Source organism: Agrobacterium sp. K11 (assembly GCF_059429395.1).
This window is the reverse complement of the sequence record NZ_JCAHRB010000007.1, coordinates 67,631-92,257: the sequence shown is the minus strand read 5'-3', so window position 1 is coordinate 92,257 and position 24,627 is coordinate 67,631. Positions and strand designations below refer to the sequence as shown.

General features: G+C 59.4%; 24 protein-coding genes and 1 tRNA gene. 24 read left to right on the top strand and 1 reads right to left on the bottom strand.

What is annotated here, in order from left to right:
* Positions 1–78 precede the first annotated feature (78 nt).
* The 11 genes from ldtR (at position 79) to AC5SEO_RS14190 (ending at position 11,743) form a co-directional block, all read left to right on the top strand.
* Positions 79–588 (top strand): transcriptional regulator LdtR, encoded by a 510-nt coding sequence (gene ldtR / locus AC5SEO_RS14240; protein WP_025593036.1) that lies wholly within the window; start codon positions 79–81, stop codon positions 586–588.
* A gap of 375 nt (positions 589–963) precedes the next feature.
* A complete protein-coding gene (locus AC5SEO_RS14235) occupies positions 964–2,295 on the top strand; it encodes a L,D-transpeptidase family protein (RefSeq protein WP_003512501.1) in 1,332 nt (443 codons plus the stop codon).
* A gap of 212 nt (positions 2,296–2,507) precedes the next feature.
* On the top strand, positions 2,508–3,797 hold the full coding sequence (glyA, locus tag AC5SEO_RS14230) for a serine hydroxymethyltransferase (RefSeq protein WP_174068179.1): 1,290 nt from the start codon (positions 2,508–2,510) through the stop codon (positions 3,795–3,797).
* A gap of 12 nt (positions 3,798–3,809) precedes the next feature.
* The gene (gene nrdR / locus AC5SEO_RS14225) at positions 3,810–4,289 is read left to right on the top strand and encodes a transcriptional regulator NrdR (protein WP_003512508.1); all 480 of its coding nucleotides are present in this window, start codon (positions 3,810–3,812) and stop codon (positions 4,287–4,289) included.
* 2 nt (positions 4,290–4,291) lie between these two features.
* Positions 4,292–5,521: a bifunctional diaminohydroxyphosphoribosylaminopyrimidine deaminase/5-amino-6-(5-phosphoribosylamino)uracil reductase RibD gene (gene ribD, locus AC5SEO_RS14220; protein WP_003512510.1), complete on the top strand. Its 1,230-nt coding sequence runs from the start codon at positions 4,292–4,294 to the stop codon at positions 5,519–5,521.
* Positions 5,521–6,132, top strand: a complete 612-nt coding sequence (locus tag AC5SEO_RS14215; RefSeq protein WP_003512512.1) for a riboflavin synthase — start codon at positions 5,521–5,523, stop codon at positions 6,130–6,132. The genes ribD and AC5SEO_RS14215 overlap by 1 nt, the downstream gene beginning before the upstream one ends.
* 262 nt (positions 6,133–6,394) lie before the next feature.
* Positions 6,395–7,027: a LysE family translocator gene (locus tag AC5SEO_RS14210; protein WP_065658050.1), complete on the top strand. Its 633-nt coding sequence runs from the start codon at positions 6,395–6,397 to the stop codon at positions 7,025–7,027.
* 164 nt (positions 7,028–7,191) lie between these two features.
* Positions 7,192–7,638, top strand: a complete 447-nt coding sequence (gene ribH, locus AC5SEO_RS14205; protein WP_025593086.1) for a 6,7-dimethyl-8-ribityllumazine synthase — start codon at positions 7,192–7,194, stop codon at positions 7,636–7,638.
* 4 nt (positions 7,639–7,642) lie between these two features.
* On the top strand, positions 7,643–8,140 hold the full coding sequence (gene nusB / locus AC5SEO_RS14200; RefSeq protein WP_013635887.1) for a transcription antitermination factor NusB: 498 nt from the start codon (positions 7,643–7,645) through the stop codon (positions 8,138–8,140).
* 21 nt (positions 8,141–8,161) lie between these two features.
* Positions 8,162–9,385 carry an MFS transporter gene (locus AC5SEO_RS14195; RefSeq protein ID WP_174068180.1) on the top strand — a complete coding sequence of 408 codons (1,224 nt, stop codon included), beginning with the start codon at positions 8,162–8,164 and terminating at the stop codon, positions 9,383–9,385.
* A gap of 219 nt (positions 9,386–9,604) precedes the next feature.
* Positions 9,605–11,743 (top strand): sodium-translocating pyrophosphatase, encoded by a 2,139-nt coding sequence (locus AC5SEO_RS14190; RefSeq protein ID WP_013635889.1) that lies wholly within the window; start codon positions 9,605–9,607, stop codon positions 11,741–11,743.
* A 74-nt stretch (positions 11,744–11,817) separates the two neighbouring features.
* Here AC5SEO_RS14190 and AC5SEO_RS14185 read toward each other — a convergent pair whose 3' ends face one another.
* Positions 11,818–12,348, bottom strand: coding sequence for an outer membrane protein assembly factor BamE (locus AC5SEO_RS14185; RefSeq protein WP_003512524.1), 531 nt, complete (start codon positions 12,346–12,348; stop codon positions 11,818–11,820).
* A gap of 270 nt (positions 12,349–12,618) precedes the next feature.
* On the opposite strand from AC5SEO_RS14185, the gene AC5SEO_RS14180 reads away from it, so the two are divergent.
* The 13 genes from AC5SEO_RS14180 (at position 12,619) to AC5SEO_RS14120 (ending at position 24,529) form a co-directional block, all read left to right on the top strand.
* Positions 12,619–13,158 (top strand): ubiquinol-cytochrome C chaperone family protein, encoded by a 540-nt coding sequence (locus AC5SEO_RS14180; protein WP_112154955.1) that lies wholly within the window; start codon positions 12,619–12,621, stop codon positions 13,156–13,158.
* A gap of 8 nt (positions 13,159–13,166) precedes the next feature.
* Positions 13,167–13,730 carry a YceD family protein gene (locus tag AC5SEO_RS14175; RefSeq protein WP_025593091.1) on the top strand — a complete coding sequence of 188 codons (564 nt, stop codon included), beginning with the start codon at positions 13,167–13,169 and terminating at the stop codon, positions 13,728–13,730.
* Between the two features lie 99 nt (positions 13,731–13,829).
* Complete coding sequence (plsX, locus tag AC5SEO_RS14170) at positions 13,830–14,891, top strand: phosphate acyltransferase PlsX (RefSeq protein WP_174068181.1); 1,062 nt, start codon at positions 13,830–13,832, stop codon at positions 14,889–14,891.
* A gap of 4 nt (positions 14,892–14,895) precedes the next feature.
* Positions 14,896–15,867 carry a beta-ketoacyl-ACP synthase III gene (locus AC5SEO_RS14165; protein ID WP_003512529.1) on the top strand — a complete coding sequence of 324 codons (972 nt, stop codon included), beginning with the start codon at positions 14,896–14,898 and terminating at the stop codon, positions 15,865–15,867.
* A 243-nt stretch (positions 15,868–16,110) separates the two neighbouring features.
* Positions 16,111–16,449 (top strand): integration host factor subunit alpha, encoded by a 339-nt coding sequence (locus AC5SEO_RS14160; RefSeq protein WP_003512530.1) that lies wholly within the window; start codon positions 16,111–16,113, stop codon positions 16,447–16,449.
* A gap of 275 nt (positions 16,450–16,724) precedes the next feature.
* Positions 16,725–17,258, top strand: a complete 534-nt coding sequence (locus AC5SEO_RS14155) for a MerR family transcriptional regulator (protein WP_003512531.1) — start codon at positions 16,725–16,727, stop codon at positions 17,256–17,258.
* Between the two features lie 116 nt (positions 17,259–17,374).
* Positions 17,375–18,103, top strand: coding sequence for a hypothetical protein (locus tag AC5SEO_RS14150; protein WP_013635890.1), 729 nt, complete (start codon positions 17,375–17,377; stop codon positions 18,101–18,103).
* A gap of 141 nt (positions 18,104–18,244) precedes the next feature.
* A tRNA-Leu gene (locus AC5SEO_RS14145) sits at positions 18,245–18,330 on the top strand.
* A gap of 247 nt (positions 18,331–18,577) precedes the next feature.
* On the top strand, positions 18,578–21,082 hold the full coding sequence (locus AC5SEO_RS14140) for a heavy metal translocating P-type ATPase (protein ID WP_174068344.1): 2,505 nt from the start codon (positions 18,578–18,580) through the stop codon (positions 21,080–21,082).
* A gap of 12 nt (positions 21,083–21,094) precedes the next feature.
* Positions 21,095–22,117 carry a 2Fe-2S iron-sulfur cluster-binding protein gene (locus tag AC5SEO_RS14135; RefSeq protein ID WP_174068182.1) on the top strand — a complete coding sequence of 341 codons (1,023 nt, stop codon included), beginning with the start codon at positions 21,095–21,097 and terminating at the stop codon, positions 22,115–22,117.
* Positions 22,118–22,128: 11 nt separating this feature from the next.
* On the top strand, positions 22,129–22,617 hold the full coding sequence (gene cueR / locus AC5SEO_RS14130; protein ID WP_013635893.1) for a Cu(I)-responsive transcriptional regulator: 489 nt from the start codon (positions 22,129–22,131) through the stop codon (positions 22,615–22,617).
* A gap of 72 nt (positions 22,618–22,689) precedes the next feature.
* Positions 22,690–23,634, top strand: coding sequence for an ABC transporter permease (locus tag AC5SEO_RS14125; protein ID WP_065661119.1), 945 nt, complete (start codon positions 22,690–22,692; stop codon positions 23,632–23,634).
* Positions 23,624–24,529, top strand: a complete 906-nt coding sequence (locus AC5SEO_RS14120; protein ID WP_174068183.1) for an ABC transporter permease — start codon at positions 23,624–23,626, stop codon at positions 24,527–24,529. Before AC5SEO_RS14125 ends, AC5SEO_RS14120 begins: the two co-directional genes overlap by 11 nt.
* Positions 24,530–24,627: the final 98 nt, after the last annotated feature.

Here is a 24,627-nt window from a genome sequence, read left to right as displayed (position 1 = left end):
TATGCGCATTGATTAGGTTCTCACTCAAGGCGGGAGACAAACAAACACACCGCCAAACAAAACAGTGAGGCAGTCATGATCAATAGCAAAGCAAAGCCGCAGGCCGTTGTTGCCGACGCACATGAAGATACCATCCGTTCGCTCTACATGGAGTCGCTGCACCTGGTGGAACGTCTCCACCGCCGCCTCCTCGATGTCATCAAGGACGAGTTCGATCGTCAGGGTCGCGATGATGTCAACGCCGTTCAGGCGCTCCTGCTGTTCAACATCGGCAATTCCGAACTGACGGCCGGCGAGCTTCGTTCGCGTGGTTATTACCTCGGATCGAACGTCTCCTACAACGTCAAGAAGCTCGTAGACCTCGGTCTCATCAACCACCAGCGCTCGCGTGTCGACCGCCGCTCGGTCCGCATCAGCCTGACTGAAAAAGGCCAGGAAATCGCCGAAACGGTTGCTCACCTCTACGAGCGCCACGTCGGCTCGATCGAAAAGGTCGGCGGCATCGGCACCGGCGAGTTCTCCGAAATGAACAAGCTGCTGCAGCGCCTCGATCGCTTTTGGAACGACTCGATCGCTTATCGCCTCTAATTCCGCGGCGGTTTCACTGTTAGAGTCGGGGGCATCGGTTTGCCTCCGGCTTGCGGATTCGTGTTCGAGGCGCCGTTCACCTGGGCGTGTCAAGCCCGGTCTACTAGGTGCGTTTTCGCCCTGTTTTGCAGGCATACACAGCTTCGTGAGAAAAGGCCCGTGACACGAATTGGCCATATTGATATGGGACCCGCAAAGGTGAAGGAGCCGGCGGTTTCTCCTGCTGTCGTGGCAAGTCCCGACTGTTCTGCCAGACAATAGCGCCCAGACCATGGGTATTGAGCATTACCGGCCGGCAGACACGTTGTACGTGTTTGTTAATCATATTGATTTAGGCATTGTTGAGAATGCCGAAGAGAGTGGCTGGTAGGTAGAATGACAAAAAAATCCGTTTCCGAATCCGTATCGCGCCGTGCGCTTCTGCGCTCGGCTGTTTCCGTTGGTGTTGCCGCGCTTGCCGCGCCGGCCCTGGCGCAGAATGCGCTCAACGATCTCATGGGCTCGTCGCGCCGCGGCAACTGGGATGACCAGTTCGACGCGAATTCGTCGCGTTCCGCCGTTGGCGTCGTTTCCAACAACCCGGTTCTCGGACGGGAAGCGCCTGTCTACATGCAGCAGGCGATCATGCAATATCAGCAGATCGTGCAGAATGGCGGCTGGCCGGACGTGCCCGTCACCCAGCAGCGTCTCCAGATCGGCGTTTCCGATCCTTCCGTTCAGGCGCTTCGCCAGCGACTGATGGTTTCCGGCGACCTGCCGCGCGAAGCTGGCATTTCCAGCGCCTTCGACTCTTACGTCGATGGTGCGTTGAAGCGCTTCCAAGCCCGCCACGGCCTTCCCGCCGATGGTGTCAGCGGCGAATATACGACCAAGGCGCTCAATGTTTCAGCCCAGATCCGTCTGGCCCAGTTGCAGACCAACCTCGTGCGCATTCAGTCCATGTCCGGCGATCTCGGCCAGCGTCACCTGATGGTGAACATTCCGGCCGCTGCCATCGAAGCGGTTGAGAATGAGCGCGTCGTCCTGCGCAACACCGCCGTCGTCGGTCGCGCCAGCCGCCCGACGCACGTCATCAATTCCAAGATTTACGAAGTCATCCTCAACCCTTACTGGACAGCGCCGCGCTCGATCGTCGAAAAGGACATCGTGCCGCTGATGCAGAAGGACCCGACCTATCTGGAGCGGAACAACATCCGCCTCATCGACGGCAAGGGACAGGAAGTTTCGCCGACGGCGGTCGACTGGTTTGCGCCAAAGGCACCGAACCTGATGTTCCGCCAGGACCCCGGCAAGATCAACGCCATGTCCTCGACGAAGATCAACTTCCACAATCCGAACAACGAATATATGCACGACACGCCGCAGCAGGGCCTGTTCAACAAGCTGATGCGGTTCGAATCGTCCGGCTGCGTGCGCGTACAGAACGTGCGCGACCTCACAAGCTGGCTGCTGCGCGACACGCCCGGCTGGTCGCGTCAGGAAATGGAACGCGTCATCGCCACCCGCGTCAACACACCGATCAAGCTGGCGCAGGAAGTGCCTGTCTATTTCGTCTACATCACCGCATGGTCGGCGAAGGACGGCGTGGTGCAGTTCCGCGACGACATCTATGAAAAGGACGGCAACGCCGAACTGGCGCTCAACACCACCACCGGCATCGAACAGCCGGCTGGACCTGTCGACGACGACCTGTTGCCGCGCAACTGATCCGGCGCTGCCATCAGGTTTTTATATTTAAGTGAAAGGCCGCACCCCGTCGGGTGCGGCTTTTTTTTCATTTTCGCTGCTGGTTTTGAAAAAACAGCTGCCGTTTTTTGTCGCAACGTCGCAGTTTGACGGGCAAATCTCGCTGCCCGTATTGCTCTTGTTCGGGCAGGGCGCTAAGACGCCATCGCATTACTGTTTCAGGAGCCTTCACCATGTCGAACACAGATGCTTTCTTCTCCCGTCCGCTTGCCGAAGTCGATCCGGATATTTTCGGCGCGATCGAGAAGGAACTGGGTCGCCAGCGCCACGAGATCGAACTGATCGCCTCGGAAAACATCGTTTCCCGCGCTGTGCTTGAAGCGCAGGGTTCGATCATGACCAACAAATATGCCGAAGGTTATCCGGGCAAGCGTTATTACGGCGGCTGCCAGTTCGTAGACATTGCTGAAGAGCTTGCCATCGAGCGCGCCAAGAAGCTGTTCGGCGTCAACTTCGCCAACGTCCAGCCAAATTCCGGTTCGCAGATGAACCAGGCCGTGTTCCTCGCGCTGCTCCAGCCGGGCGACACCTTCATGGGTCTCGACCTGAACTCCGGAGGCCATCTGACGCACGGTTCGCCGGTCAACATGTCCGGCAAGTGGTTCAACGTCGTGTCTTACGGCGTGCGCGAAGGCGACAACCTGCTCGACATGGACGAGGTGGAGCGCAAGGCCAAGGAAACCCGGCCGAAGCTCATCCTTGCCGGCGGCACCGCCTATTCCCGTATCTGGGACTGGAAGCGCTTCCGCGAGATCGCCGATGAAGTCGGCGCCTATCTGATGGTCGATATGGCCCACATCGCTGGTCTCGTCGCCGGTGGCCAGCATCCGTCGCCGTTCCCGCATTGCCACGTTGCCACCACGACAACGCACAAGTCGTTGCGCGGCCCGCGTGGCGGCATGATCCTCACCAATGACGAGGATCTGGCCAAGAAGTTCAACTCCGCCGTTTTCCCCGGCCTGCAGGGCGGCCCGCTGATGCACGTCATCGCCGCAAAGGCAGTTGCCTTCGGTGAAGCTTTGCAGCCGGAATTCAAGGATTACGCCGCACAGGTCGTCAAGAACGCCAAGGCGCTTGCCGAAACGCTGATCGAAGGTGGTCTTGATGTCGTCTCCGGCGGCACCGACAACCACCTGATGCTGGTTGACCTTCGCAAGAAGAACGCCACCGGCAAGCGTGCTGAAGCAGCTCTCGGTCGCGCCTACGTCACCTGCAACAAGAACGGCATTCCTTTCGATCCGGAAAAGCCTTTCGTCACCTCGGGTGTGCGTCTCGGCACGCCGGCCGGCACGACGCGCGGTTTCAAGGAAGCGGAATTCCGCGAAATCGGCAAGCTGATCGTCGAGGTGCTGGATGGTCTGAAGGTCGCCAACTCGGATGAGGGCAACGCTCCTGTTGAAGCTGCGGTGCGCGAAAAGGTCGTCGGCCTGACTGACCGTTTCCCGATGTATCCGTACATGTAAGGACGTAAAGAGATGCGCTGCCCATTTTGCGGTTCCGAAGACACACAGGTCAAGGACTCGCGTCCGGCGGAGGATAACACCTCCATCCGCCGGCGGCGCATCTGCCCCGATTGCGGCGGCCGCTTCACGACCTATGAGCGCGTGCAACTGCGCGAGCTGATGGTCATCAAGAAAAGCGGCCGCAAGCTGCCCTTCGACCGGGAAAAGCTGGTGCGATCCTTCGAGATCGCGTTACGCAAACGCCCGGTTGACCGGGACCGGATCGAGCGGGCCGTATCCGGCATCGCCCGCCGTCTGGAAAGTTCCGGCGAGACGGAAATCCCCTCGGAAGAAATCGGCCTCCAGGTGCTTGAAGCGCTGAAGAGCCTCGATGACGTGGCGTTCGTGCGTTACGCCTCGGTCTATCGCGATTTCAGCCATGCCGAGGATTTCGAGAACGTGATTGCCGAAATCAACGCCAAGATCGCCCGAGATACAGACGCCGGAGCATAGACGTGACGAGCCGCGCCGATGACGAAAAATTCATGGCCCGGGCAATCGAGGTTTCCCTGCGCCATCAGGGTCAAACCCAGACCAATCCCTCCGTCGGTTGCGTTCTCGTAAAGGACGGAAAAATCATCGCCGAAGCGGTGACCGCCATTGGCGGCCGCCCCCATGCTGAACGCCAGGCGCTGGAAATCGCCGGAGAAGCAGCGCGCGGCGCAACAGCCTATGTCACCCTCGAACCCTGCTCGCACTGGGGCAAGACGCCGCCCTGCGCCAATGCGCTGGTCGAATACGGCGTCGCCCGTGTCGTTGTGGCGGTTGACGACCCGGACGAGCGTGTTTCCGGTCGCGGTTACTCCATCCTGCGGGAGGCGGGCATTGTCGTGGAAACAGGCCTGCTGCGCGAACAAGGCAAGAGAGCGCTTGCGGGTTACCTCACACGCCAGCTGAAAAAACGCCCGCATGTGATTCTGAAGCTTGCCATTTCTGCCGATGGCATGATCGGCAGACAAGGGGAGGGGCAGGTAGCGATCACCGGTCCGCAGGCCAGGCACGCCGTGCATGAACTGAGAGCGCGCTGCGATTGCATCCTCGTGGGCATCCGTACCGCGATAGCGGACGATCCGGAACTGACCGTTCGAATTGCAGGTCTCGAAGATCGTTCTCCGGTCCGAATCGTGCTTGATCGCAAGTTTGAACTACCGTTGACGTCTAAGCTGGTGGGGAGTGCACGCGAGGTGCCGGTAATCGTCGCGGCGTTATCCCCCTCTGCACTGCCGGGTATCTTGCCTTCAAGGGGGGAGATCGGCAAGCAACCGCCCGCTCGCTCAAATTTTGACCCCCGGTCTCTAAAAGTCGATGTATGGCAAGACAGTGCCCCATCTGTCTCCTCCCTTGAGGTGCCCGGCAGGGCAGAGGGGGGTAGCCACGACCGCCGCCAACAACTGATCGACGCAGGCGTCGAAATCCTTGAAGCACCAACCCTCGAGAACCTCCTTCACATTCTCGCTGAACGCGGCATGTCGGAACTTCTGGTCGAAGGCGGCGCTTTTGCCGCAAAATCGTTCCTTGAAGCCGATCTCGTGGACCGTATCATGCTGTTTGAAAGCCCGGTCGTGGTTGGTGAAGGCGGGATTGAAACGCCGCTCAGCCGTGCCGATATTCCGGGCGATTATGTTTTGGTCAGCGAAACCGCCTACGGGCCGGATCGCTGCTTCGATTATGAAAGGCCGCTTTGATGTTTACCGGAATTGTCACCGATGTTGGAACCGTGTCCGAGCTTGAAGCTCTGGCGGAAGGCATTCGTCTGCGGGTGGCGACCAATTACGATCCCAAGACCATCGATATGGGCGCATCGATCTCCCATGGCGGCGTCTGCCTGACGGTGACCAAACTGCCCGAAGATGGCAGCAACGAGCGCTGGTACGAGGTCGAGGCCTGGGAAGAGGCATTGCGCCTGACGACGATTGCGGGCTGGCAGAAGGGCACGCACGTCAATCTGGAGCGCGCTCTGAAGATTGGCGACGAGCTTGGCGGTCATATCGTTTCCGGCCATGTCGATGGCAAGGCGGAGATTCTGTCTGTCGAGCCGGAAGGTGAGGCGGTCCGTATCCGCCTGCGCGCGCCCGACCATCTGGCGAAATTCGTGGCGCCCAAGGGTTCCATTGCACTCGATGGCACTTCTCTGACCGTCAATGCGGTCGACGGAACGGATTTCGACGTGCTCCTGATCCGCCATACGCTCACAGTCACCACATGGGGTGAGCGCCAACCGGGTGATTTCGTCAATTTCGAAGTCGACACCATGGCGCGATATGCCGCAAGGCTTGCGGAGTTTCCCTCGGCGTAACACCGTTCGGCATCTATTGTGCTGAAATACACTCCCGGCCTTGAGCCGGTATCCAGCCAGCCCAAATCCTTGGGCTGAAAAGACTCTTGCCGTCGCGCAGACGCGCGTTGACTGGATTACCTCTCAAGGCCAGAATGCCGGATAGACTTTACAGCCCTCCGCCATCGCGACAGATCAGTTGTTGTCCCGCACTCCGCTTTCGATTGACGCGCAAACACTATAAAGACTTCTTTAGGCCCAAACGGGGTAGGGGGATTACGACATGCCGTCTTTCGAACTGCTGACAGCCTTTTTCATCACCACCGCCCTGTTTGCCTATATTCCCGGCCCGGCCATGCTTTATGCGGCGGCGCAGACCATGGCGCGCGGCCGGTTTGCCGGGCTGATGGCGGTACTTGGCATCCATGTCGGCTGCTATTTCCATATCGTCGCCTCTGCGGCGGGGCTTTCGGTGCTGTTCCAGGCGGTGCCGTGGCTTTATCTGGCCGTGAAGCTGTGTGGCGCGCTGTATCTCATCTGGCTCGGCTTCTCGATGCTGCGCAGCAAGCTTGAAGGTGAGGCCGTCAATCTGACCATCGAACCGAAATCGGCAAGGCGTGCCTTCATCGACAGCATCATCGTCGACGTGCTCAATCCGAAGACGGCGCTGTTCTTTCTGGCGTTTCTGCCGCAATTCGTTGATCCGGCGGCGGCCTTTCCGATCTGGCTGCAATTGCTGATCCTCGGTATTGCCGTCAATTTCATTTTTTCCTCCGCCGATCTGGTTGGCGTGCTTCTGGCGGGCGCGATGGTCGGGCGGCTCAAGCGCTCCAGCAGGGTGCAGGTGCTTGCCCGTCGCACTGCGGGAACGGTGCTGATGGGGCTTGGCGTGCATCTGGCTTTCCAGAAAACCTGATTTTCGTAAGCCGCGCCGGATAAGGCGAAAACCTGCGCAATTGTCTGGTAAACGGGGCCTCTTGCGCGGGTGACACATGAAATTACTTGCCAAAAACGGCCAGCCGTGGTTTGACCGCCGCAAAAGCAGGTATGATCCGGCCCGAACCTTTTCAGGAAAATCCCATGTCCAAACCCCATCTTCTTATCGTGGAAGCACGCTTTTACGACGATATGGCAGACGCTCTTCTCGAAGGCGCGAAGTTCGCGCTGGATGAGGCTGGCGCAACCTATGACGTCATCACCGTTCCCGGCGCGCTCGAAATCCCCGCTGCCATTGCCATGGCGCTGGATGGCGGCGACAACGAAGGCACGGAATATGATGGTTTCGTAGCGCTCGGCATGGTCATTCGTGGCGAGACCTACCACTTCGACATTGTTTCCAACGAATCCTCCCGCGCCCTGATGGATCTCGCCGTCAGCGAATCGCTGGCCATCGGCAACGGCATCCTCACCGTCGAAAACGACGATCAGGCATGGGCACGTGTTCGCCGTTCTGACAAGGATAAGGGCGGTTTTGCGGCCCGCGCGGCGCTGACGATGATCGAGCTCAAGAAAAAACTGGGTGGCTGAACGCATGTCGGATGTTGAAAATGGCGGCGAACCGCGCCAGCCTTCGGTAAAGCCCGCCAACCAGCGTGGCGCTGCGCGCCTCGCGGCCGTGCAGGCACTTTATCAGATGGATGTCGGCGGCACCGGCGTGATGGAAGTCGTGGCGGAATACGAGGCACATCGTCTCGGTCAGGAAGTCGATGGCGATACCTATCTGAAGGCCGATCCTTCCTGGTTCCGTTCCATCGTGTCCGGCGTCGTCCGCGATCAGACGAAGATCGACCCACTGGTGCGCTCCGCACTTCTGGAAGACTGGCCGCTGTCGCGTCTTGATGCCACCGTTCGCGCTATCCTGCGTGCCGGCGCTTTCGAGATTCTGGAGCGCAAGGACGTTCCGGTCGCCGTCATCGTCACGGAATATGTCGAAATCGCCCGTGCTTTCTTCGAGCATGACGAGCCGAAGCTGGTGAACGCGGTTCTGGACCGCATTGCCAAGCAGGTACGCGGCGAGGCAAAACGCTAAAATACGTTAGGTGAGGAAGATATGAGCGCCGTTTCCGTCCCCGGACTTGAAGTTCAACTGGACGAGGCGAAGCGCAACGTCTTCCTCCTGACCGCCGCACAGGCGATCATGGGCTCGGCAGCACCTATGAGCTTCTCGGTTGGCGCGCTTGCCGGTTACCAGTTGCTCGGGGCTGACAAGTCGCTGGCAACGGCGCCGCTTACCGGTTTCAACATCGGCGTGGCGCTGGGCGCCATCTGCGTTGCCGCAGCATCGCGTTTTCTCGGCCGCAAGGCGGGTTTCATGGTCGGCGCGCTGATGTGCTCCATCGGCGGCGGCATTGCTGCCGTGGCACTCTTCCGCTCCGACTTCTGGCTGTTTGCGATCGGCCTGCTGCTTATTGGCATTTCCGGCGGCTTCACGCAGAAAATCCGCTTCGCTGCTGCCGACGCATCCCCCTCTTTCTACAAGCCGAAAGCCATTTCCTGGATATTGGCGGGTGGCATCGTCTCGGCGATCATCGGGCCGCAGCTTGCCATTTTCGGCAAGGATGTCTTCGCACCGGTCACCTTCGCCGGTGCTTTCATCGCGCTGGTGCCGCTCGGCATCATCGCGATTGCCATTCTGGCATTCCTGAAATTGCCGGACCCGAAGGCCACCTCTATCCACGCGCAGGCGGCACGGCCTTTGTCGGAAATCGTGCGCACGCACCGGTTTGTCACCGGCATGGTCTGCGGCATCGGTTCCTATGCGTTGATGACCTTCATGATGACCGGCGCGCCGCTCGCCATGGTGGTCGGCTGCGGGTTTCCCACCGAACTTGCGACGCTCGGCATCCAGTGGCACGTTCTCGCCATGTTCGGCCCAAGTTTCTTCACCGGTATGTTGATTGCGCGATTCGGTGCGGAAAAAATCGTTGCAGCCGGTCTCGTCGTGCTGATCGCCTGCGCCATCGTCGCCCATATGGGCGTCGAATTGTGGAATTTCTGGGCGGCGCTTATTCTCCTCGGTCTCGGTTGGAACTTCGGCTTCATCGGCGCTACCGCCATCATCACCTCCAGCTACCGCCCGCATGAGGCAGACAAGGTACAGGGCTTTCACGATATCGTGCTGTTCGGCACGGTAGCGCTGTCGTCCTTCTCTTCCGGCAAGGTGTTTACGGCCTGGGGCTGGTCGGTCATGAACCTCGTTATCTGGCCGGTTGCGGGCCTATGCCTCGTGCTGGTGGCGTCGCTGTTGCTGACCCCACGCAGAAACGCCGCGTAAGATCGCCTTCGATCTCTACCCCTTTCATGTTTCAGGCAAATTTGTGGGCTTGACGCCACGCCTTTCGCCAACGCAATCTTGCCGCGCAGGTCATTTTTCCTTGGGAGGGGAAGAATGGCCACGACAGGACAGGCCGCGCATTTGATCGCCCCTGTCCTTGCACATGGTTCGCCACGCCGGGGAGGGAGTGAGACCCGGCCTTTTGGGAGGTAAGTGCGCATGACCGTAATACCCATAGTGATTTTATGTGGGGTCCTGTCCGTGGTTTACGCGGCATGGACGACCAGGAGCGTTCTCGCTGCCGATCAGGGCAACGAGCGTATGCGTGAAATAGCAGGTTTTATCCGTGAAGGTGCGCAGGCTTATCTCACCCGTCAATATCTCACCATCGCCATCGTCGGATTGATCGTCGCCGTTCTCGCCTGGTATCTGCTGTCGGCTCTCGCGGCCATCGGGTTCATCATCGGCGCCGTGCTTTCGGGTGCTGCCGGTTTCATCGGCATGCATGTCTCCGTCCGTGCCAATCTGCGCACCGCACAAGCCGCATCCCACAGCCTTGCCGCCGGTCTCGACATCGCGTTCAAATCAGGCGCCATCACCGGCATGCTGGTGGCTGGCCTCGCGCTGCTTGGCGTTTCCATCTATTATTTCATCCTCACCTCGGTGCTCGGCCATGCGCCCGGATCGCGTGAGGTGATTGACGCGCTGGTGTCGCTCGGTTTCGGCGCTTCGCTTATCTCCATCTTCGCCCGTCTCGGCGGTGGCATCTTCACCAAGGGTGCAGATGTCGGCGGCGATCTCGTCGGCAAGGTCGAAGCAGGCATTCCCGAGGACGACCCCCGCAACCCGGCAACCATCGCAGATAATGTCGGCGACAATGTCGGCGATTGCGCCGGCATGGCGGCCGACCTTTTCGAGACCTATGCCGTCTCGGTGGTGGCAACCATGGTGCTTGCGGCGATCTTCTTTGCCGGAACGCCGATACTGGAAAGCGCGATGGTCTATCCGCTGGCCATTTGCGGCGCCTGCATCCTGACCTCGATTGCCGGCACCTTCTTCGTCAAGCTCGGCACCAACAACTCCATCATGGGCGCTCTCTATAAAGGGCTGATTGCCACCGGCGTCTTCTCGATTGCGGGTCTTGCCGTGGCAACTTACGCGACCGTGGGCTGGGGTACCATCGGCACGGTGGCCGGAATGGAGATTACCGGCACAAACCTCTTCCTGTGCGGGCTGGTCGGCCTTGTGGTGACGGCGCTGATCGTCGTCATCACCGAATATTATACCGGCACCAACAAACGCCCGGTCAATTCCATCGCGCAGGCATCGGTCACGGGCCACGGCACCAACGTCATCCAGGGTCTTGCAGTCTCGCTGGAATCGACGGCACTGCCGGCGCTTGTCATCGTTGGCGGCATCATCGGCACCTACCAGCTCGGTGGCCTGTTCGGCACGGGCATCGCGGTCACCGCCATGCTTGGTCTGGCGGGCATGATCGTGGCGCTCGATGCCTTCGGTCCGGTGACTGACAATGCCGGCGGCATTGCCGAAATGGCCGGTCTCGACCCGGATGTACGTAAGGCGACCGACGCGCTGGATGCCGTCGGCAACACCACCAAGGCCGTCACGAAGGGCTATGCCATCGGTTCTGCCGGTCTCGGCGCGCTGGTGCTGTTTGCCGCCTATTCCAACGACCTGTCCTATTTCGCTGCCAATGGCGATACCTATCCTTACTTCAAAGATATCGGCGAAATATCCTTCAGCCTCGCCAATCCTTACGTCGTTGCCGGTCTGCTGTTCGGCGGCCTCATTCCGTATCTCTTTGGCGGCATCGCCATGACGGCGGTGGGCAAGGCGGCAAGCTCGATCGTTGAGGAAGTTCGCCGCCAGTTCCGCGAAAAGCCTGGCATCATGGCAGGAACGGAAAAACCGGACTACGGCAAGGCGGTCGATCTTTTGACCAAGGCGGCGATCAAGGAGATGATCATTCCGTCGCTGCTGCCGGTTCTGGCGCCACTCGTCGTTTATTTCGGCGTGCTGCTTATCTCAGGTTCCAAGGCCTCTGCCTTTGCCGCACTCGGTGCATCGCTGCTTGGCGTCATTATCAACGGCCTGTTCGTGGCGATTTCCATGACCTCCGGTGGTGGTGCGTGGGATAACGCCAAGAAAAGCTTCGAGGATGGCTTCATCGACAAGGACGGCGTGCGCCACGTCAAGGGTTCGGACGCCCACAAGGCGTCGGTTACGGGCGATACGGTGGGCGATCCCTACAAGGATACCGCCGGTCCGGCCGTCAACCCGGCTATCAAGATCACCAATATCGTGGCGCTGCTGCTATTGGCGGTTCTCGCCCACTAAGGACTTGCAGCATCGACAAAGAAAAAGGCCCGGGGAGCGATCCCCGGGCCTTTGATTTTGCCGTTCTTCAACGATCAGGGGGTGTTGCCGCCCTGGCCAAGAATGCTCTTGGCGATGTTGGCGCCCGAGGTGCCGCCGGACAGCAGCTGCTGCAGGAAGGTGAGATCCTTGCCGCCTGTCGGGGTGGTACGCGAAATCGTGTCGAAGACCTTGCCGTCCTGCAGCGCGTAATTGGCCTTACGCTCGATTACGCCGTCCTTGTTGAAATAGATCGCGAGAATGTTCTGTTCGACCAACGTCGGCTTCATGAAAGCGGCGCGGCGCACACGCTTCTGCGAGATGTAATAGAAAACCTCGTTGCCGAACGTCGCCGTGGTGGAGGGCGTGCCCATGGTAAGCAGAACCTGCTCGCGGCTGGAACCTTCCGGGATCAGCTGAAGCGACTGCTCGTCCATGACGTAGCCGTTGTGGAACACATCGGTGGTGCTGGTGCAGGCGGAGAGCAGGGTGGACGCGACGACGATTGCGATGGCGGTCTTGCCCAGAATTTTGCCGTGACTTGCGGATTTCTGCTTGCTCAACTGCTTTTCCCCGACTGCGATCATGAATGGCACCTTCCGGCATTGCGTGGTGCACAGTGTCTGTGCACATGATTGTGTCAATCCGGGGACGGAAAATCCCGATCACCCCCCAAATTCAACGCTTTCACGGCCTTTGGAAACTCTTCCGGTCTCTTAGACTGTTTCAGCCGAAAGACGAACGTGACCGCGACAGCATTGCAATTCGTGGATGCTTCGGTAAACCAGCTTTGGCGATCATGCAACAAGTGCGATAGGCGGGTGAGCGAATTCACCAGCCCCGTTCGGAAAAAAACGATGATATTCGGGCTGTTCAGACAGAAAAACAACAACCGCGCCATAGTAGACCGGCAATATGCGATCTTGACGGCTGCGGCCCGCACGCCCGCTTTTTATCTTGATCTCGGCGTTCCAGACACGGTGATGGGCCGCTTCGAGATGCTGTCGATCGTCATGATTCTCTATTTCCGCCGCACCAAATCCTCCGGTGTGAGCGGGCAGGAAATCGCGCAGGAGATCGTCGACGCCTTTTTTCAGGATATCGACCATTCCATCCGTGAGCTCGGCATTGGCGACCAGGGCGTGCCGAAGCGCATGAAGAAATTTGCCGGCATGTTCTACGGGCGGCTCGAATCCTATGCGGCGGCGCTGGATGCATCCGACCCTGTTGCCCTTGCCGCAGCGCTCCGGCGCAATATATACCCCCAGACAGATGAGAAGGCACCGGAACTGGACGGGCTTGCGGGCTGGATGATGGAGGCGTCTTCCAACCTTTCCGCAGGCTCCGAAGAAACGATAGCAACCGGAAGCCTGAAGCTGCCTTTGCCTGGACTATGAGGTTTACGATGAACGCGCGACACGCCGCAAATGACGATCTGCCTTTTTCCTACCCCGTAAAGGTAGGCCATATTTCCGCCAATCCGGTGAGGATTGGTCTTGAAGCCAATGCCGAGGAACTGAAGGCGCTGGCGAAATTCTGGGATGTGGTTTCCGTCGAATATCTGAAGGCGGAACTGCAGGTTACCCGCTGGAAGAGGGATGGCGTGAAGATCAAGGGCGAGGTGCATGCGGCCGTGACCCAGGCCTGCGTCGTGACGCTGGAGCCGGTCTCCAGCAAGATCGACGAGAGCGTCGAGCATATTTTCGTGCCGGAAGGGTCGAAGCTGGCGCGGATGGTCACCAATGAGGAAGGGGAGATCGTACTCGACCCCAATGGCCCTGACATTCCCGACCAGTTCACCGGCGACAGCATTGATGTTGGCGCGACTGTTGCGGAATTCGCGGCCCTTGCGATCGATCCCTATCCGCGCAAATCGGATATCGAATTTACCGATACGACCGAAAATGAGCCTGAAGAAGAAAAGCGTCCGTCGCCTTTCGCCGTGCTGAAAGACTGGAAAAAAGACTGAATGCGCCGCCGGGCTGAAATAATTTTATTGTAACACAGGCCGGAACAGGTATTTTCGCGCAAAATCCGCTTGAGTGGCGGCAAAAAGGATAAGGGACGAGTGATCAGAATAGCGATTGACGTCATGGGTGGCGATTTCGGCCCTGATGTTGCCATACCCGGTGCCGCCAAGGCGCTTGAACGGCACAACGATGTGACTTTTCTGCTCTACGGGCAGAAAAGCAAGTGCGACCCCATTCTGGCACAATATCCCGCACTTCGGGAAAAATCGGTCTTTCACGATTGTGAAATTTCGGTCGCCATGGACGAAAAACCAAGTCAGGCGCTTCGTCGTGGCCGCTATGTCTCCAGCATGTGGCGCGCCATCGAGGCCGTGAAGCTCGGTGAAGCGGACGTCGTCGTATCCGCCGGCAATACCGGCGCGCTGATGGCCATGGCCAAATTCTGTTTGCGCACCATGGCGCGGGTGGAACGCCCGGCCATCGCCGGCATATGGCCGACGCTGAAAGGCGAAAGCATCGTGCTCGATGTTGGCGCCACGATTGGCGCCGATTCCCAGCAATTGCTCGATTTTGCCCTGATGGGCGGCGCCATGGCGCGTGCGCTTTTCGATATCGACCGTCCGACCGTCGGTTTGCTGAATGTCGGTGTCGAGGAGGTGAAGGGTCAGGAAGAGGTCCGTGAAGCCGGACGGCTGATCCGCGAGGCCGATCTAGGCACCATCGATTACCGCGGTTTCGTCGAGGGTGACGACATTGGCAAGGGCACGGTGGATGTGGTGGTGACCGAAGGTTTCACCGGCAACATTGCGCTCAAAGCCGCCGAAGGCACGGCGCGCCAGATCACCACGCTTCTGCGTGAGGCGATCTCCCGCAGCTTCTTTGCCAAGATCGGTTATATTCTCGCGAAAAGCGCTTTCGATGTGCTGCGAAAAAAAATGGATCCGCGCAAGGTCAACGGTGGCGTGTTTCTCGGCCTGAACGGCATTGTCATCAAAAGCCATGGCGGCACGGACGCCATCGGTTTTGCCTCCGCGGTCGATGTCGGCTACGACATGGTCCATAACGGTCTTACGGCAAAAATTGAAAACGATCTGAAGATTTACCACGCAAGACGGCTTCCGCCCCCGGCGCCCGAAGCTCTCGTGGCTGACGAGGAATAAGGGAATGATCCGCTCTATCGTACGTGGTTTCGGGGCAGCGCTTCCGAAGCGTGTCATGACCAATAGTGAAATCGAAGGGGTCGTAGAGACTTCCGATGAATGGATCGTGCAGCGCACGGGCATTCGTCAGCGCTACATAGCGGGAGAAGGCGAGACCACCGCTTCGCTCGGCGAGGCTGCGGCGCGTGCGGCACTCGACAATGCCGGCCTGACGCCCGATGACATCGACCTCATCATTCTGGCAACCTCGACACCGGACAATACATTTCCGGCAACGGCGGTAAACATCCAGAACCGTCTCGGCATGACCCACGGTTTCGCCTTCGACATGCAGGCCGTCTGCTCCGGCTTCGTCTATGCCGTGGCCACCGCCGATCTTTACATTCGCGGCGGCATGGCCAAGCGCGTGCTGGTGATCGGCGCCGAAACATTCTCGCGCATTCTCGACTGGAAGGACCGCACCACCTGCGTTCTGTTCGGTGATGGTGCAGGCGCGCTCGTAATCGAGGCAGGCGAAGGCGAAGGTACTTCCAGCGATCGTGGCATCCTCACCTCGCAGCTGCGCTCCGACGGTTCGCACAAGGACAAGCTTTACGTCGATGGTGGACCTTCCACGACCGGCACGGTCGGCCATCTGCGCATGGAAGGCCGGGAAGTGTTCAAGCACGCTGTCGGCATGATCACCGACGTCATCGAACAGGCTTTCGAGGCGACAGGCACGACGGCTGATGATCTCGACTGGCTCGTTCCGCATCAGGCCAACAAGCGCATCATCGACGGATCGGCAAAAAAGCTCAACATCGATCCGGAAAAAGTCGTCATCACCGTCGACAAGCACGGCAATACGTCGGCCGCATCCATTCCGCTGGCGCTTGCCGTTGCGGCCAGTGACGGACGCATCAAGAAAGGCGATCTGGTCATGCTGGAAGCCATGGGCGGCGGTTTCACCTGGGGCGCAGTGCTGCTGCGCTGGTAACGGCAAATTTTAGCGTTTACCGGGGCGCTGGCACAAAATCGGTTGTGATTTTTGCGGCAGTACCCCGTTCAAACGCGCTGAAGCGACCCCCGCGTGCGGCAAAACCGCGTCAGTCGCTCTAAGCCATTGCACTGATTGCCGAAAGCCTCAAATGAATCTGGAACAATCCCTTGACCGGTCGCCACAAGGGAAATAATCTCGGCGGCTCCTAGAGAAAAATTCAGACACGGTTTGTGGGGAAAAATGGCCGGGAAGACAGTGACACGCGCAGATCTTGCAGAATCTGTGTTTCGTAAAGTCGGGCTGTCCCGCACCGAATCCGCCGAACTGGTCGAAACGATCATCGACGAGATTTGTAATGCGATCACGCGCGGCGAGGTCGTCAAGCTCTCGTCCTTCGCGACATTTCAGATCAGGGAAAAGAACGAGCGTATCGGCCGCAACCCGAAAACGGGTGAGGAAGTTCCGATTTCGCCACGCCGCGTCATGACCTTCAAGGCGTCAAACGTGCTGAAACAGCGAATCCTGAAGGCGCATACGGCTCGCAAGACCAAGCAAAAGGGTCAGAAAGCCGGGGCGTAAGCCGGCTGTAACACGGGTTTTTTGCCGCATGGCAAGCCTTTATCCCCATTCTTCTTGTGAACATGCTTGAATTTCGACGTGCAAGCCGTTGAAATCTGGTCGACTCACATCATAATCAATTTTAGATAAATGGTATCTTGCCGCCACGGGCATCGGTGCGAGGATCGGGTTCGATTTTTCGCAAGACATGATGCACGGTATCGGCTGGTGAAAAGCGTTCTTGTTCAGTGTCCGGCTGGGTGCATGGCGCTCAAGGTCCGGATGGGAGTGGAAGTTTGGACAAAAGCCCCGACGCGTTTCGGACGATCAGTGAAGTGGCGGATGAGCTGAACCTGCCGCAGCACGTGCTGCGTTTCTGGGAAACGCGCTTTCCGCAGATCAAGCCGATGAAACGGGGTGGGGGCCGCCGTTATTACCGGCCTGATGATATCGATCTCCTCAAGGGCATTCGTCATCTTCTTTATGACCACGGCTACACCATCAAAGGTGTGCAGAAACTTCTGAAAACCAACGGAAACCGTTTTGTGGCGGCAATCGCGTCGGGCGATCTTGCGACCATGGAAGCCATCATGGCAGCGAGCGGCGAAAAGGAAGTTGCCGAACCGCGCGTGCTGGATCCGGACGGGGACGAGGTCGTCGGCCGCCCGAAAGCCAAGCCGAGCGGCCGATTTTTCGGCTTCGGCGGCGGTAACAGCGATACCGAGATATCGGTCGGCAAATCTGGCATCGGCAAGGATGACCAAGCGCTGTTGCAGGAGGCGCTGTTCGATCTTCTCGAATGCAAGCGGCTGCTTGATCAGGTTCGCTGATCGCTTATCCACAACTCTGTTCGAGCATTTTCAGGAAAAGCGAAGGCGCTCTGGAATGCCAACCTTTCAGAAACTCTCTTGACCGATAATGCGGCTCCGTAAAAAGGAGTCTGATCGTGAGCAATCGAAAACCGACAACGCGACGCCGTACGGCGAAGAAATCGGCCGGCGGCAGCGTTTGGCCCTGGGTGCTAATGCTGGGCGTCGTGGCTGGTGGCATTCAGGCTTACGAACATCGCGACAGTCTTATGCCGCAGCGGCATGTCGCGAAGGCAACATCCACGACGACAAATTCCCCCAAGATCGCCGTAGCCGCCAAACGCGAGACGGCCGCACCGGAGAAGGTGGCGGCCATCCGCCCCGCATCGCCGGTTTCACCGATCAATGGTCCGGTGCCGCCACGCTCGATTGCCATGCCGCCTGCGGCACAGCAGAGCCAGGTTGCCGCTATCCTGCCGGAAACACGCCCTTCGGTCGAAAAAGTCTCGCTGGGAGAAAAAAGCGGCGCCTTTGCCTTTTGTGGTCGCTCAGGTCTCACCAATTGCGTGGCCGATGGCAATACCTTCTGGATGAAGGGCGTGAAAATGCAGCTCGCCGGCATCGAGGTCCCGCAGATCGACCGGGCGCGATGCATGGAAGAGCGTCAGCGCGGTTTCATTGCCAAGGTGCGGTTGCGGGATATGCTGAATGCCGGCGCATTCGATGTGGCGTCGTCGGCAACAGCCGGCGGGCAAGCCATGGAACGCAAACGGATTTCACGTTCGGGCGTATCCTTTGCCGATCAACTCGTGCGGGAAGGCCTGGCTCATCCGGTCTCGGCAAAAAATCAGTCCTGGTGTGGCTAAGGCCCGGTTGACCGAAACGGTGCGGCCTGTGTAGATGTGGCGCTGTCGGTGCTTGGGGTCAGGGTCTCGTTCGATCCTGCGCCTCAGGAATGACAAGGCAATTTTGTAGCGCCGGGGCCTGTTGGCACGCGGTGCGACAATGCGGACGTGGCGAAATCGGTAGACGCAGCAGACTTAAAATCTGCCGACCATTGGTCTTGCGGGTTCAAGTCCCGCCGTCCGCACCATTTCCATCTCCAATTAAAAGATTTCTCCGCCGTTTTCCTGCGACATGCGGGCATTCCGGATGGATTCTGCGCCGGGATAGTCGATATCCGGGCAATCGATTGCATCATGATGCATGAGTCAGCCTAAAAAATGGGCTTGTTCACGCTCGCGGCATTTCTCCGTGAAAATCATCCAAAAGAGCCTATTGACCTTGCCACGATGGGAAGCCCTATCTTTTTTTTGTAAAGAGAAAAAGAGGTCATGCGCATGTCACAAATCCAGATACAGGCGAACCATTCGATAGCCATCGAGGGAATGACATGTGCCTCCTGCGTCGGTCGTGTCGAGAAGGCTATTGCCAAGGTGCCGGGGGTCGTCAAGGCTTCGGTCAATCTTGCGACGGAGCGCGCCGATATTGCTTTTTCAGGAGCGCCCAACGTTTCGGCCGTTGTCGATGCCGTGCGAAATGCAGGCTATAGCGTCGACGAGAAAACCATCGAACTCGATATCGAAGGCATGACTTGCGCGTCCTGCGTCGGCCGTGTCGAAAAGGCGCTGAAGGCCGTTTCCGGTGTCTCCGACGCGAGTGTCAATCTCGCAACAGAGCGCGCCACCGTCCGCGTCGCCGGCAATGCCGTCTCTGCCGCCAGGCTGGCCGAAGCAATCAGCCAAGCCGGTTACAAGGCAAACGAGATCGTCGCTGACAAGGCCAAGGGTGACGAGCCGGACCGGCGCGAAGCCGAATTGCGCGGTTTGAAAATCAGCCTGGCCACCGCTGTTGCCCTGACGCTGCCGGTCTTCATTCTGGAGATGGGCTCGCATCTGGTGCCCGCCATCCATGATTTCGTGATGGAAACCGTCGGCATGCGGGAAAGCTGGTATCTGCAATTCGCGCTGACCACGCTTGTCCTCTTCGGGCCGGGCCTGCGGTTCTTCAAAAAAGGCATCCCCGCACTTCTGCGGCTGGCGCCGGATATGAATTCGCTGGTGGTGCTGGGCACCGCCGCCGCCTGGGGGTTCTCGGTCGTCGCCACCTTCGTGCCCGAAATCCTGCCGAGAGGCACGGCCAATGTCTATTATGAGGCCGCAGCGGTGATCGTCACGCTTATCCTGCTCGGCCGTTTCCTCGAGGCGCGCGCCAAGGGCCGCACCAGCGAGGCGATAAAGCGGCTCGTCGGCCTGCAGGCCAAGTCGGCCCGTGTGATGCGCAATGGTGAAATCATCGATGTGCCGCTGCAGGATGTTGCGACCGGCGATGTCATCGTCGTCCGTCCCGGCGAGAAAGTGCCAGTCGATGGTCTGGTGCTTGATGGTTCTTCCTATGTCGACGAATCGATGATTACAGGCGAACCGGTGCCGGTGACCAAGACGGCTGGGTCCGAAGTCGTGGGCGGTACGGTCAACAGAAACGGCTCCTTCACGTTCCGCGCCACGAAGGTCGGTGCCGACACGCTGATCGCGCAGATCATCCGCATGGTCGAGGAAGCGCAGGCCGACAAGCTGCCGATACAGGCGCTGGTGGACAAGGTGACCAACTGGTTCGTGCCTGCAGTCATGCTCGCTGCACTCGCCACCTTCATCGTCTGGTTCATTCTCGGGCCGGACCCGGCCTTGACCTTTGCGCTGGTTAACGCCGTCGCTGTCCTCATCATCGCTTGCCCCTGCGCCATGGGCCTTGCCACCCCGACCTCGATCATGGTCGGAACCGGCCGTGCAGCCGAAATGGGCGTGCTGTTCCGGCGCGGCGATGCTCTCCAGACTTTGCGTGATGCCGATGTCATCGCCGTCGACAAGACCGGCACGCTGACGCTCGGCAAGCCGACACTGGTGCATTTCACCACGACCGAAGGCTTCGATCAGGATGAGGTGTTGCGCCTTGTCGCCTCGCTTGAAAGCCGTTCCGAACATCCCATAGCCGAAGCGATCGTCGAGGCGGCAAAACATGGTGGCCTGACGCTTGCCGACGCGGCCGGCTTTGAGGCGACCCCCGGTTTCGGCGTTGCGGCAACGGTTGACGGCCGCAAGGTCGAGGCGGGCGCCGACCGCTTCATGGTGAAGCTCGGTTACGACATTGCGAAGTTCGCCGACGATGCCGACCGGCTGGGCAGGGAAGGGCAGTCGCCGCTTTATGCCGCTGTCGATGGCCGGCTGGCCGCCATCATCGCGGTTGCCGATCCGATCAAGCCGACGACGCCGGAGGCGATAGCAGCGCTGCATGCTCTTGGTCTCAAGGTCACGATGATAACAGGCGATAACCGCCGCACGGCCGAAGCCATTGCCCGCCGTCTTGGTATCGACGAAGTGGTGGCGGAAGTGCTGCCTGACGGCAAGGTCGAGGCCGTTAAAAGACTTGCGGCCGATGGCCGGCGGGTGGCCTTCGTCGGTGATGGCATCAACGATGCGCCGGCCCTTGCGGCGGCCGATGTCGGTCTGGCAATCGGCACGGGTACGGATGTCGCCATAGAAAGCGCCGATGTGGTATTGATGTCTGGCGATTTGCGCGGTGTCGCGAATGCCATTGCGTTGTCCAAGGCGACGATCCGCAACATCCGCCAGAACCTGTTCTGGGCCTTTGCCTATAATGCCGCACTCGTTCCCGTGGCGGCCGGAATATTGTATCCTGCCAACGGTGTTCTGCTGTCGCCTGTTCTTGCTGCCGGAGCCATGGCGCTTTCCAGCGTGTTTGTCTTGACCAACGCGCTGCGTCTCAAAAGCTTCCGCCCGCCGCTGCTGGACAGATCGTCCGGCATGCAACTCGCAGCGGCAGAATAGGGGGCGGATGTGATGACGCCTGGAAACACAGTCTATTTGCCACGTATCGGACGCAGCATTGTGGCAGCGCAGGGCGAGACCGTCCTTCAGGCCGCCCTTGCCGCCGGAATTTCCTATCCGCACGGCTGTCGCATGGGCCGGTGCGGGGCGTGCAAATCGCACCTCGTCTCAGGCGAGATCGACCTTCTCAAGCATACGCCTTTTTCGTTGACAGAAGAGGAAAAGGCGGAAGGACTGACACTCGCGTGCCGCGCCGTGCCGTTGAGCGACGTGACAATCGGCTGGCTCGACGGCGAGGATGAGTTTGCCGATATTCCGGCCGGCCGCTTTGATGGCGTCATCGCGGAAGCGGTGGATGCGACGCATGATATCAAGCTCATTCGCATCAGGCTCGACGATCGCGAACTGTTTACCTTCAAGGCCGGCCAATATGTGCGCCTGCTTTATCCGGACTGTTCGCCGCGTGACTATTCCATTGCCAGCCGCATCGATGAGGACCTGATCGAATTCCATATCCGGCATGTCCCCGGCGGCGTCACGAGTGGCCATATTTTCGCGAACGCCAAGGCGGGTGACCCTGTCGTGCTGGTCGGTCCCTTCGGGGCTTCGTATTTGCGGGAAAAGCATTGCGGACCGATCCTCGGCATTGCCGGCGGTTCGGGGCTGGCGCCGGTGAAGGCGGTGGTAGAGGCAGCGCTTGCCACTGATCGGACCACGGGCCGGGAACGCCCGATCCATGTCTATTTCGGCGCCCGCGCCGAGCGTGACCTCTATATGGTCGACCGTTTCGAAGAACTTGCCGTAAGCCACAGCAATCTGAGCTTTGTTCCGGTTCTCTCGAATGAAGAACATGCGCAGATGCGGCGCGGTTATGTCGGTTCCGCCGTGGCGAACGACTTCGACGATCTCGATGGCTGGAAAGCCTATCTGGCCGGACCGCCGGCGATGATCGAGGCAACGGTGCCGCAGCTCCTGGCAAGGGGCATCCGCACCGCCGACATTCATGCAGACGTGTTTTTCACCCCGGAAAGATAGGAGCAGGATCGATGAACATTGGTACAGCCGCCACCGCATCCGGTGTTTCCGCAAAGATGATCCGCCACTACGAGACGATCGGGCTGATCAAATCCGCAAACCGCACGGAATCCGGTTATCGGGTCTATACGACCAACGATCTGGAGACGCTGCGTTTCATCCGCCGCGGCCGCGACCTCGGTTTCTCGATCGAAAAGATCAGGCAGCTCATGACCCTGTGGCGCGATCCCGGCGGTGCATCCTGCGACGTCAAGCGCATCGTCATGGAACATGTCGTAGATCTCGAGGCAAAGATGCATGCTCTTCGGGAGATGGCCGACACGCTGCGAAATATCGCGACCTATTGCCCTGACAATGGTGAACCGGATTGCCCGATCATTCAGGATCTTGCCCAGTCTGAAGACCCCGATTTTACGCCGGTGGCGATCCTTCCCAAGCGTTCCGGCATGCTGAAGGGCACGTCCGGTGTGGTGACGGATTTGCCGCGCCTCATGAAATAAACCGCATTTCCCCGGCGGGGACCGATCATCAATTGCAGTGCAATGGCCATTTGCGGCGAAGGAGAACAGGCAATGTGGATACAGATAATACAACGCTTCCTTATTCTGTGCCTTATGCTGATGATCGTCTCCGTCATCGCGTTTCTTTTGCCCTACATGGCCGGTGGCGATCCTGCCCGCACCATTCTGTTTTCGCGCATGCGCGATACGGCGCTCGATCCGCATGCAGTCGAGGCCCTTCGGTTAAGCCTCGGGCTCGACCGGCCGCTCTACGTCCAATATTTCGCATGGCTGTCGGGCGCGCTGCGCGGTGATCTGGGCTTTTCCTTCACCAGCAGCCAGCCCGTGGCGGGTGAGCTTTTGCGCTCTCTCGGCGTGTCCGTGACATTGGCACTGACGGCGCTGGCGATTGCGGTCGCCGTCGCCTTGCCGCTCGGCACGTTGGCGGCGATGCGTCCGGGTGGCCGGCTGGACAATTTCGCAACGCTGATGATCCAGACCTTCGTTGCCACGCCGGAATACTGGTTTGCGCCGATGTCGGCGCTCGTCTTTGCGCTTTATCTCGGCTGGTTGCCGTCTGCGGGCTGGGATAGCTGGCGCTCGCTGGTGCTTCCCGCTTTGACGTTGACGCTGCGCCCACTGGCCTATTTCACGCAGGTGACGCGCGCCGCCATGGCTGAGGTTCTGCGCGCGCCTTACATCACGGCGGCCCGCAGCCGCGGTCTCGGCATGCATGGCACGGTCATGCGCCACGGCATTCGCAACGGTTCGCTTCCGATCGTCACCTTCTTTGCCCTGTGGCTTGCGGGCCTGCTTGGCGGATCGGTGGTCGTGGAGGTGATATTCGCCATCCCCGGAATGGGCCGGCTTCTTTACGACGCCGTGGTCAATCGGGACATCCCCATGCTGCAGGGCGGTTTCATCTGCATCGTCGCCCTTTCCATCATGATCAATACCCTGGCCGATGGCCTCTATGTCCTGATCAATCCAGCAATGCGAGGTCAACATGACCATTAGTCACTTCCCGAGCGCGCCGGTAGCCGCCATGCCAATGACCTTGCCCAAGCGCCCGTCGACACTTTTCCGGTTCACGGATTTCATCCGCCGGCGGCACTGGACGTTCTACGCGGGTTCGGCGATTTTTCTCGTCATCATCCTGCTGCTCGTCATCGCGCCGTGGATTTCGCCCTATAATCCCGCGCAGCAAAGCCTTCGCCTGCGGTTGAATGCGCCAAGCGCTGCCTACTGGCTGGGCACTGACCATCTCGGGCGTGATGTCGTGAGCCGGCTGCTGATCGGCGGACGCTTCACGGTCACGATTGCCGCCATCACCGTCATTCTGTCGGTCGCCATCGGAACATTCATCGGCATCATCAGCGGTCGCAGCCGCGGCGTTCTCGATGAAGTCCTGATGCGGGTGGTGGATCTGCTCATCGCCATCCCTGACGTGGTGATCGCCATTTTCCTCGTCGCCATCTTCGGCCCGGGATATGGAACGTTGATCGCGTCGCTGACGATCGTCGGCTGGACACCTTTTGCACGACTGGCACGCGGGCTGACGCTTTCGATCAATTCCCGAGAATATATGCGCGCCGCCGAGGTGCTTGGATGCACACGCCGCTTCATTATTTTCCGGCATGTCATTCCCAACACGATCTGGCCGATCGCAGCCGTTGCCTTCCTGCGCTTCGGCCACAAGCTGATCACGGTGGGCGGACTGTCGTTTCTCGGCCTCGGCGTGCAGCCGCCTGCCGCAGACTGGGCGCTGATGTTGGCCGATGCGCAGGCCTATGCGGAACGTATGCCCATTCTCGTGATCGCACCGGGTCTGGCGATTTTCCTGTCGGCGTTGAGCGTGACATGGATCGGCCACGGCCTGAACATGGATACCAGGAAACCGAACGGCCATTGACGCCTGCGGTTAGAGCAATGACCGGCGCCCGCGCAGATCAAACATACACAGGGCACGATAGCCCTAAGGAGGGTATTATCGTCTGAAGCCGCTTGAAA

Bases quoted from the DNA above. Each gene is read 5' to 3' on its own strand.
- AC5SEO_RS14235 (WP_003512501.1), top strand. From the start codon at position 964: ATGACAAAAAAATCCGTTTCCGAATCCGTATCGCGCCGTGCGCTTCTG.
- glyA (WP_174068179.1), top strand. From the start codon at position 2,508: ATGTCGAACACAGATGCTTTCTTCTCCCGTCCGCTTGCCGAAGTCGAT.
- nrdR (WP_003512508.1), top strand. From the start codon at position 3,810: ATGCGCTGCCCATTTTGCGGTTCCGAAGACACACAGGTCAAGGACTCG.
- AC5SEO_RS14215 (WP_003512512.1), top strand. From the start codon at position 5,521: ATGTTTACCGGAATTGTCACCGATGTTGGAACCGTGTCCGAGCTTGAA.
- AC5SEO_RS14210 (WP_065658050.1), top strand. From the start codon at position 6,395: ATGCCGTCTTTCGAACTGCTGACAGCCTTTTTCATCACCACCGCCCTG.
- ribH (WP_025593086.1), top strand. From the start codon at position 7,192: ATGTCCAAACCCCATCTTCTTATCGTGGAAGCACGCTTTTACGACGAT.
- nusB (WP_013635887.1), top strand. From the start codon at position 7,643: ATGTCGGATGTTGAAAATGGCGGCGAACCGCGCCAGCCTTCGGTAAAG.
- AC5SEO_RS14195 (WP_174068180.1), top strand. From the start codon at position 8,162: ATGAGCGCCGTTTCCGTCCCCGGACTTGAAGTTCAACTGGACGAGGCG.
- AC5SEO_RS14190 (WP_013635889.1), top strand. From the start codon at position 9,605: ATGACCGTAATACCCATAGTGATTTTATGTGGGGTCCTGTCCGTGGTT.
- AC5SEO_RS14185 (WP_003512524.1), bottom strand. From the start codon at position 12,348: ATGATCGCAGTCGGGGAAAAGCAGTTGAGCAAGCAGAAATCCGCAAGT.
- AC5SEO_RS14180 (WP_112154955.1), top strand. From the start codon at position 12,619: ATGATATTCGGGCTGTTCAGACAGAAAAACAACAACCGCGCCATAGTA.
- AC5SEO_RS14175 (WP_025593091.1), top strand. From the start codon at position 13,167: ATGAACGCGCGACACGCCGCAAATGACGATCTGCCTTTTTCCTACCCC.
- AC5SEO_RS14165 (WP_003512529.1), top strand. From the start codon at position 14,896: ATGATCCGCTCTATCGTACGTGGTTTCGGGGCAGCGCTTCCGAAGCGT.
- AC5SEO_RS14160 (WP_003512530.1), top strand. From the start codon at position 16,111: ATGGCCGGGAAGACAGTGACACGCGCAGATCTTGCAGAATCTGTGTTT.
- AC5SEO_RS14140 (WP_174068344.1), top strand. From the start codon at position 18,578: ATGTCACAAATCCAGATACAGGCGAACCATTCGATAGCCATCGAGGGA.
- AC5SEO_RS14135 (WP_174068182.1), top strand. From the start codon at position 21,095: ATGACGCCTGGAAACACAGTCTATTTGCCACGTATCGGACGCAGCATT.
- cueR (WP_013635893.1), top strand. From the start codon at position 22,129: ATGAACATTGGTACAGCCGCCACCGCATCCGGTGTTTCCGCAAAGATG.
- AC5SEO_RS14125 (WP_065661119.1), top strand. From the start codon at position 22,690: ATGTGGATACAGATAATACAACGCTTCCTTATTCTGTGCCTTATGCTG.
- AC5SEO_RS14120 (WP_174068183.1), top strand. From the start codon at position 23,624: ATGACCATTAGTCACTTCCCGAGCGCGCCGGTAGCCGCCATGCCAATG.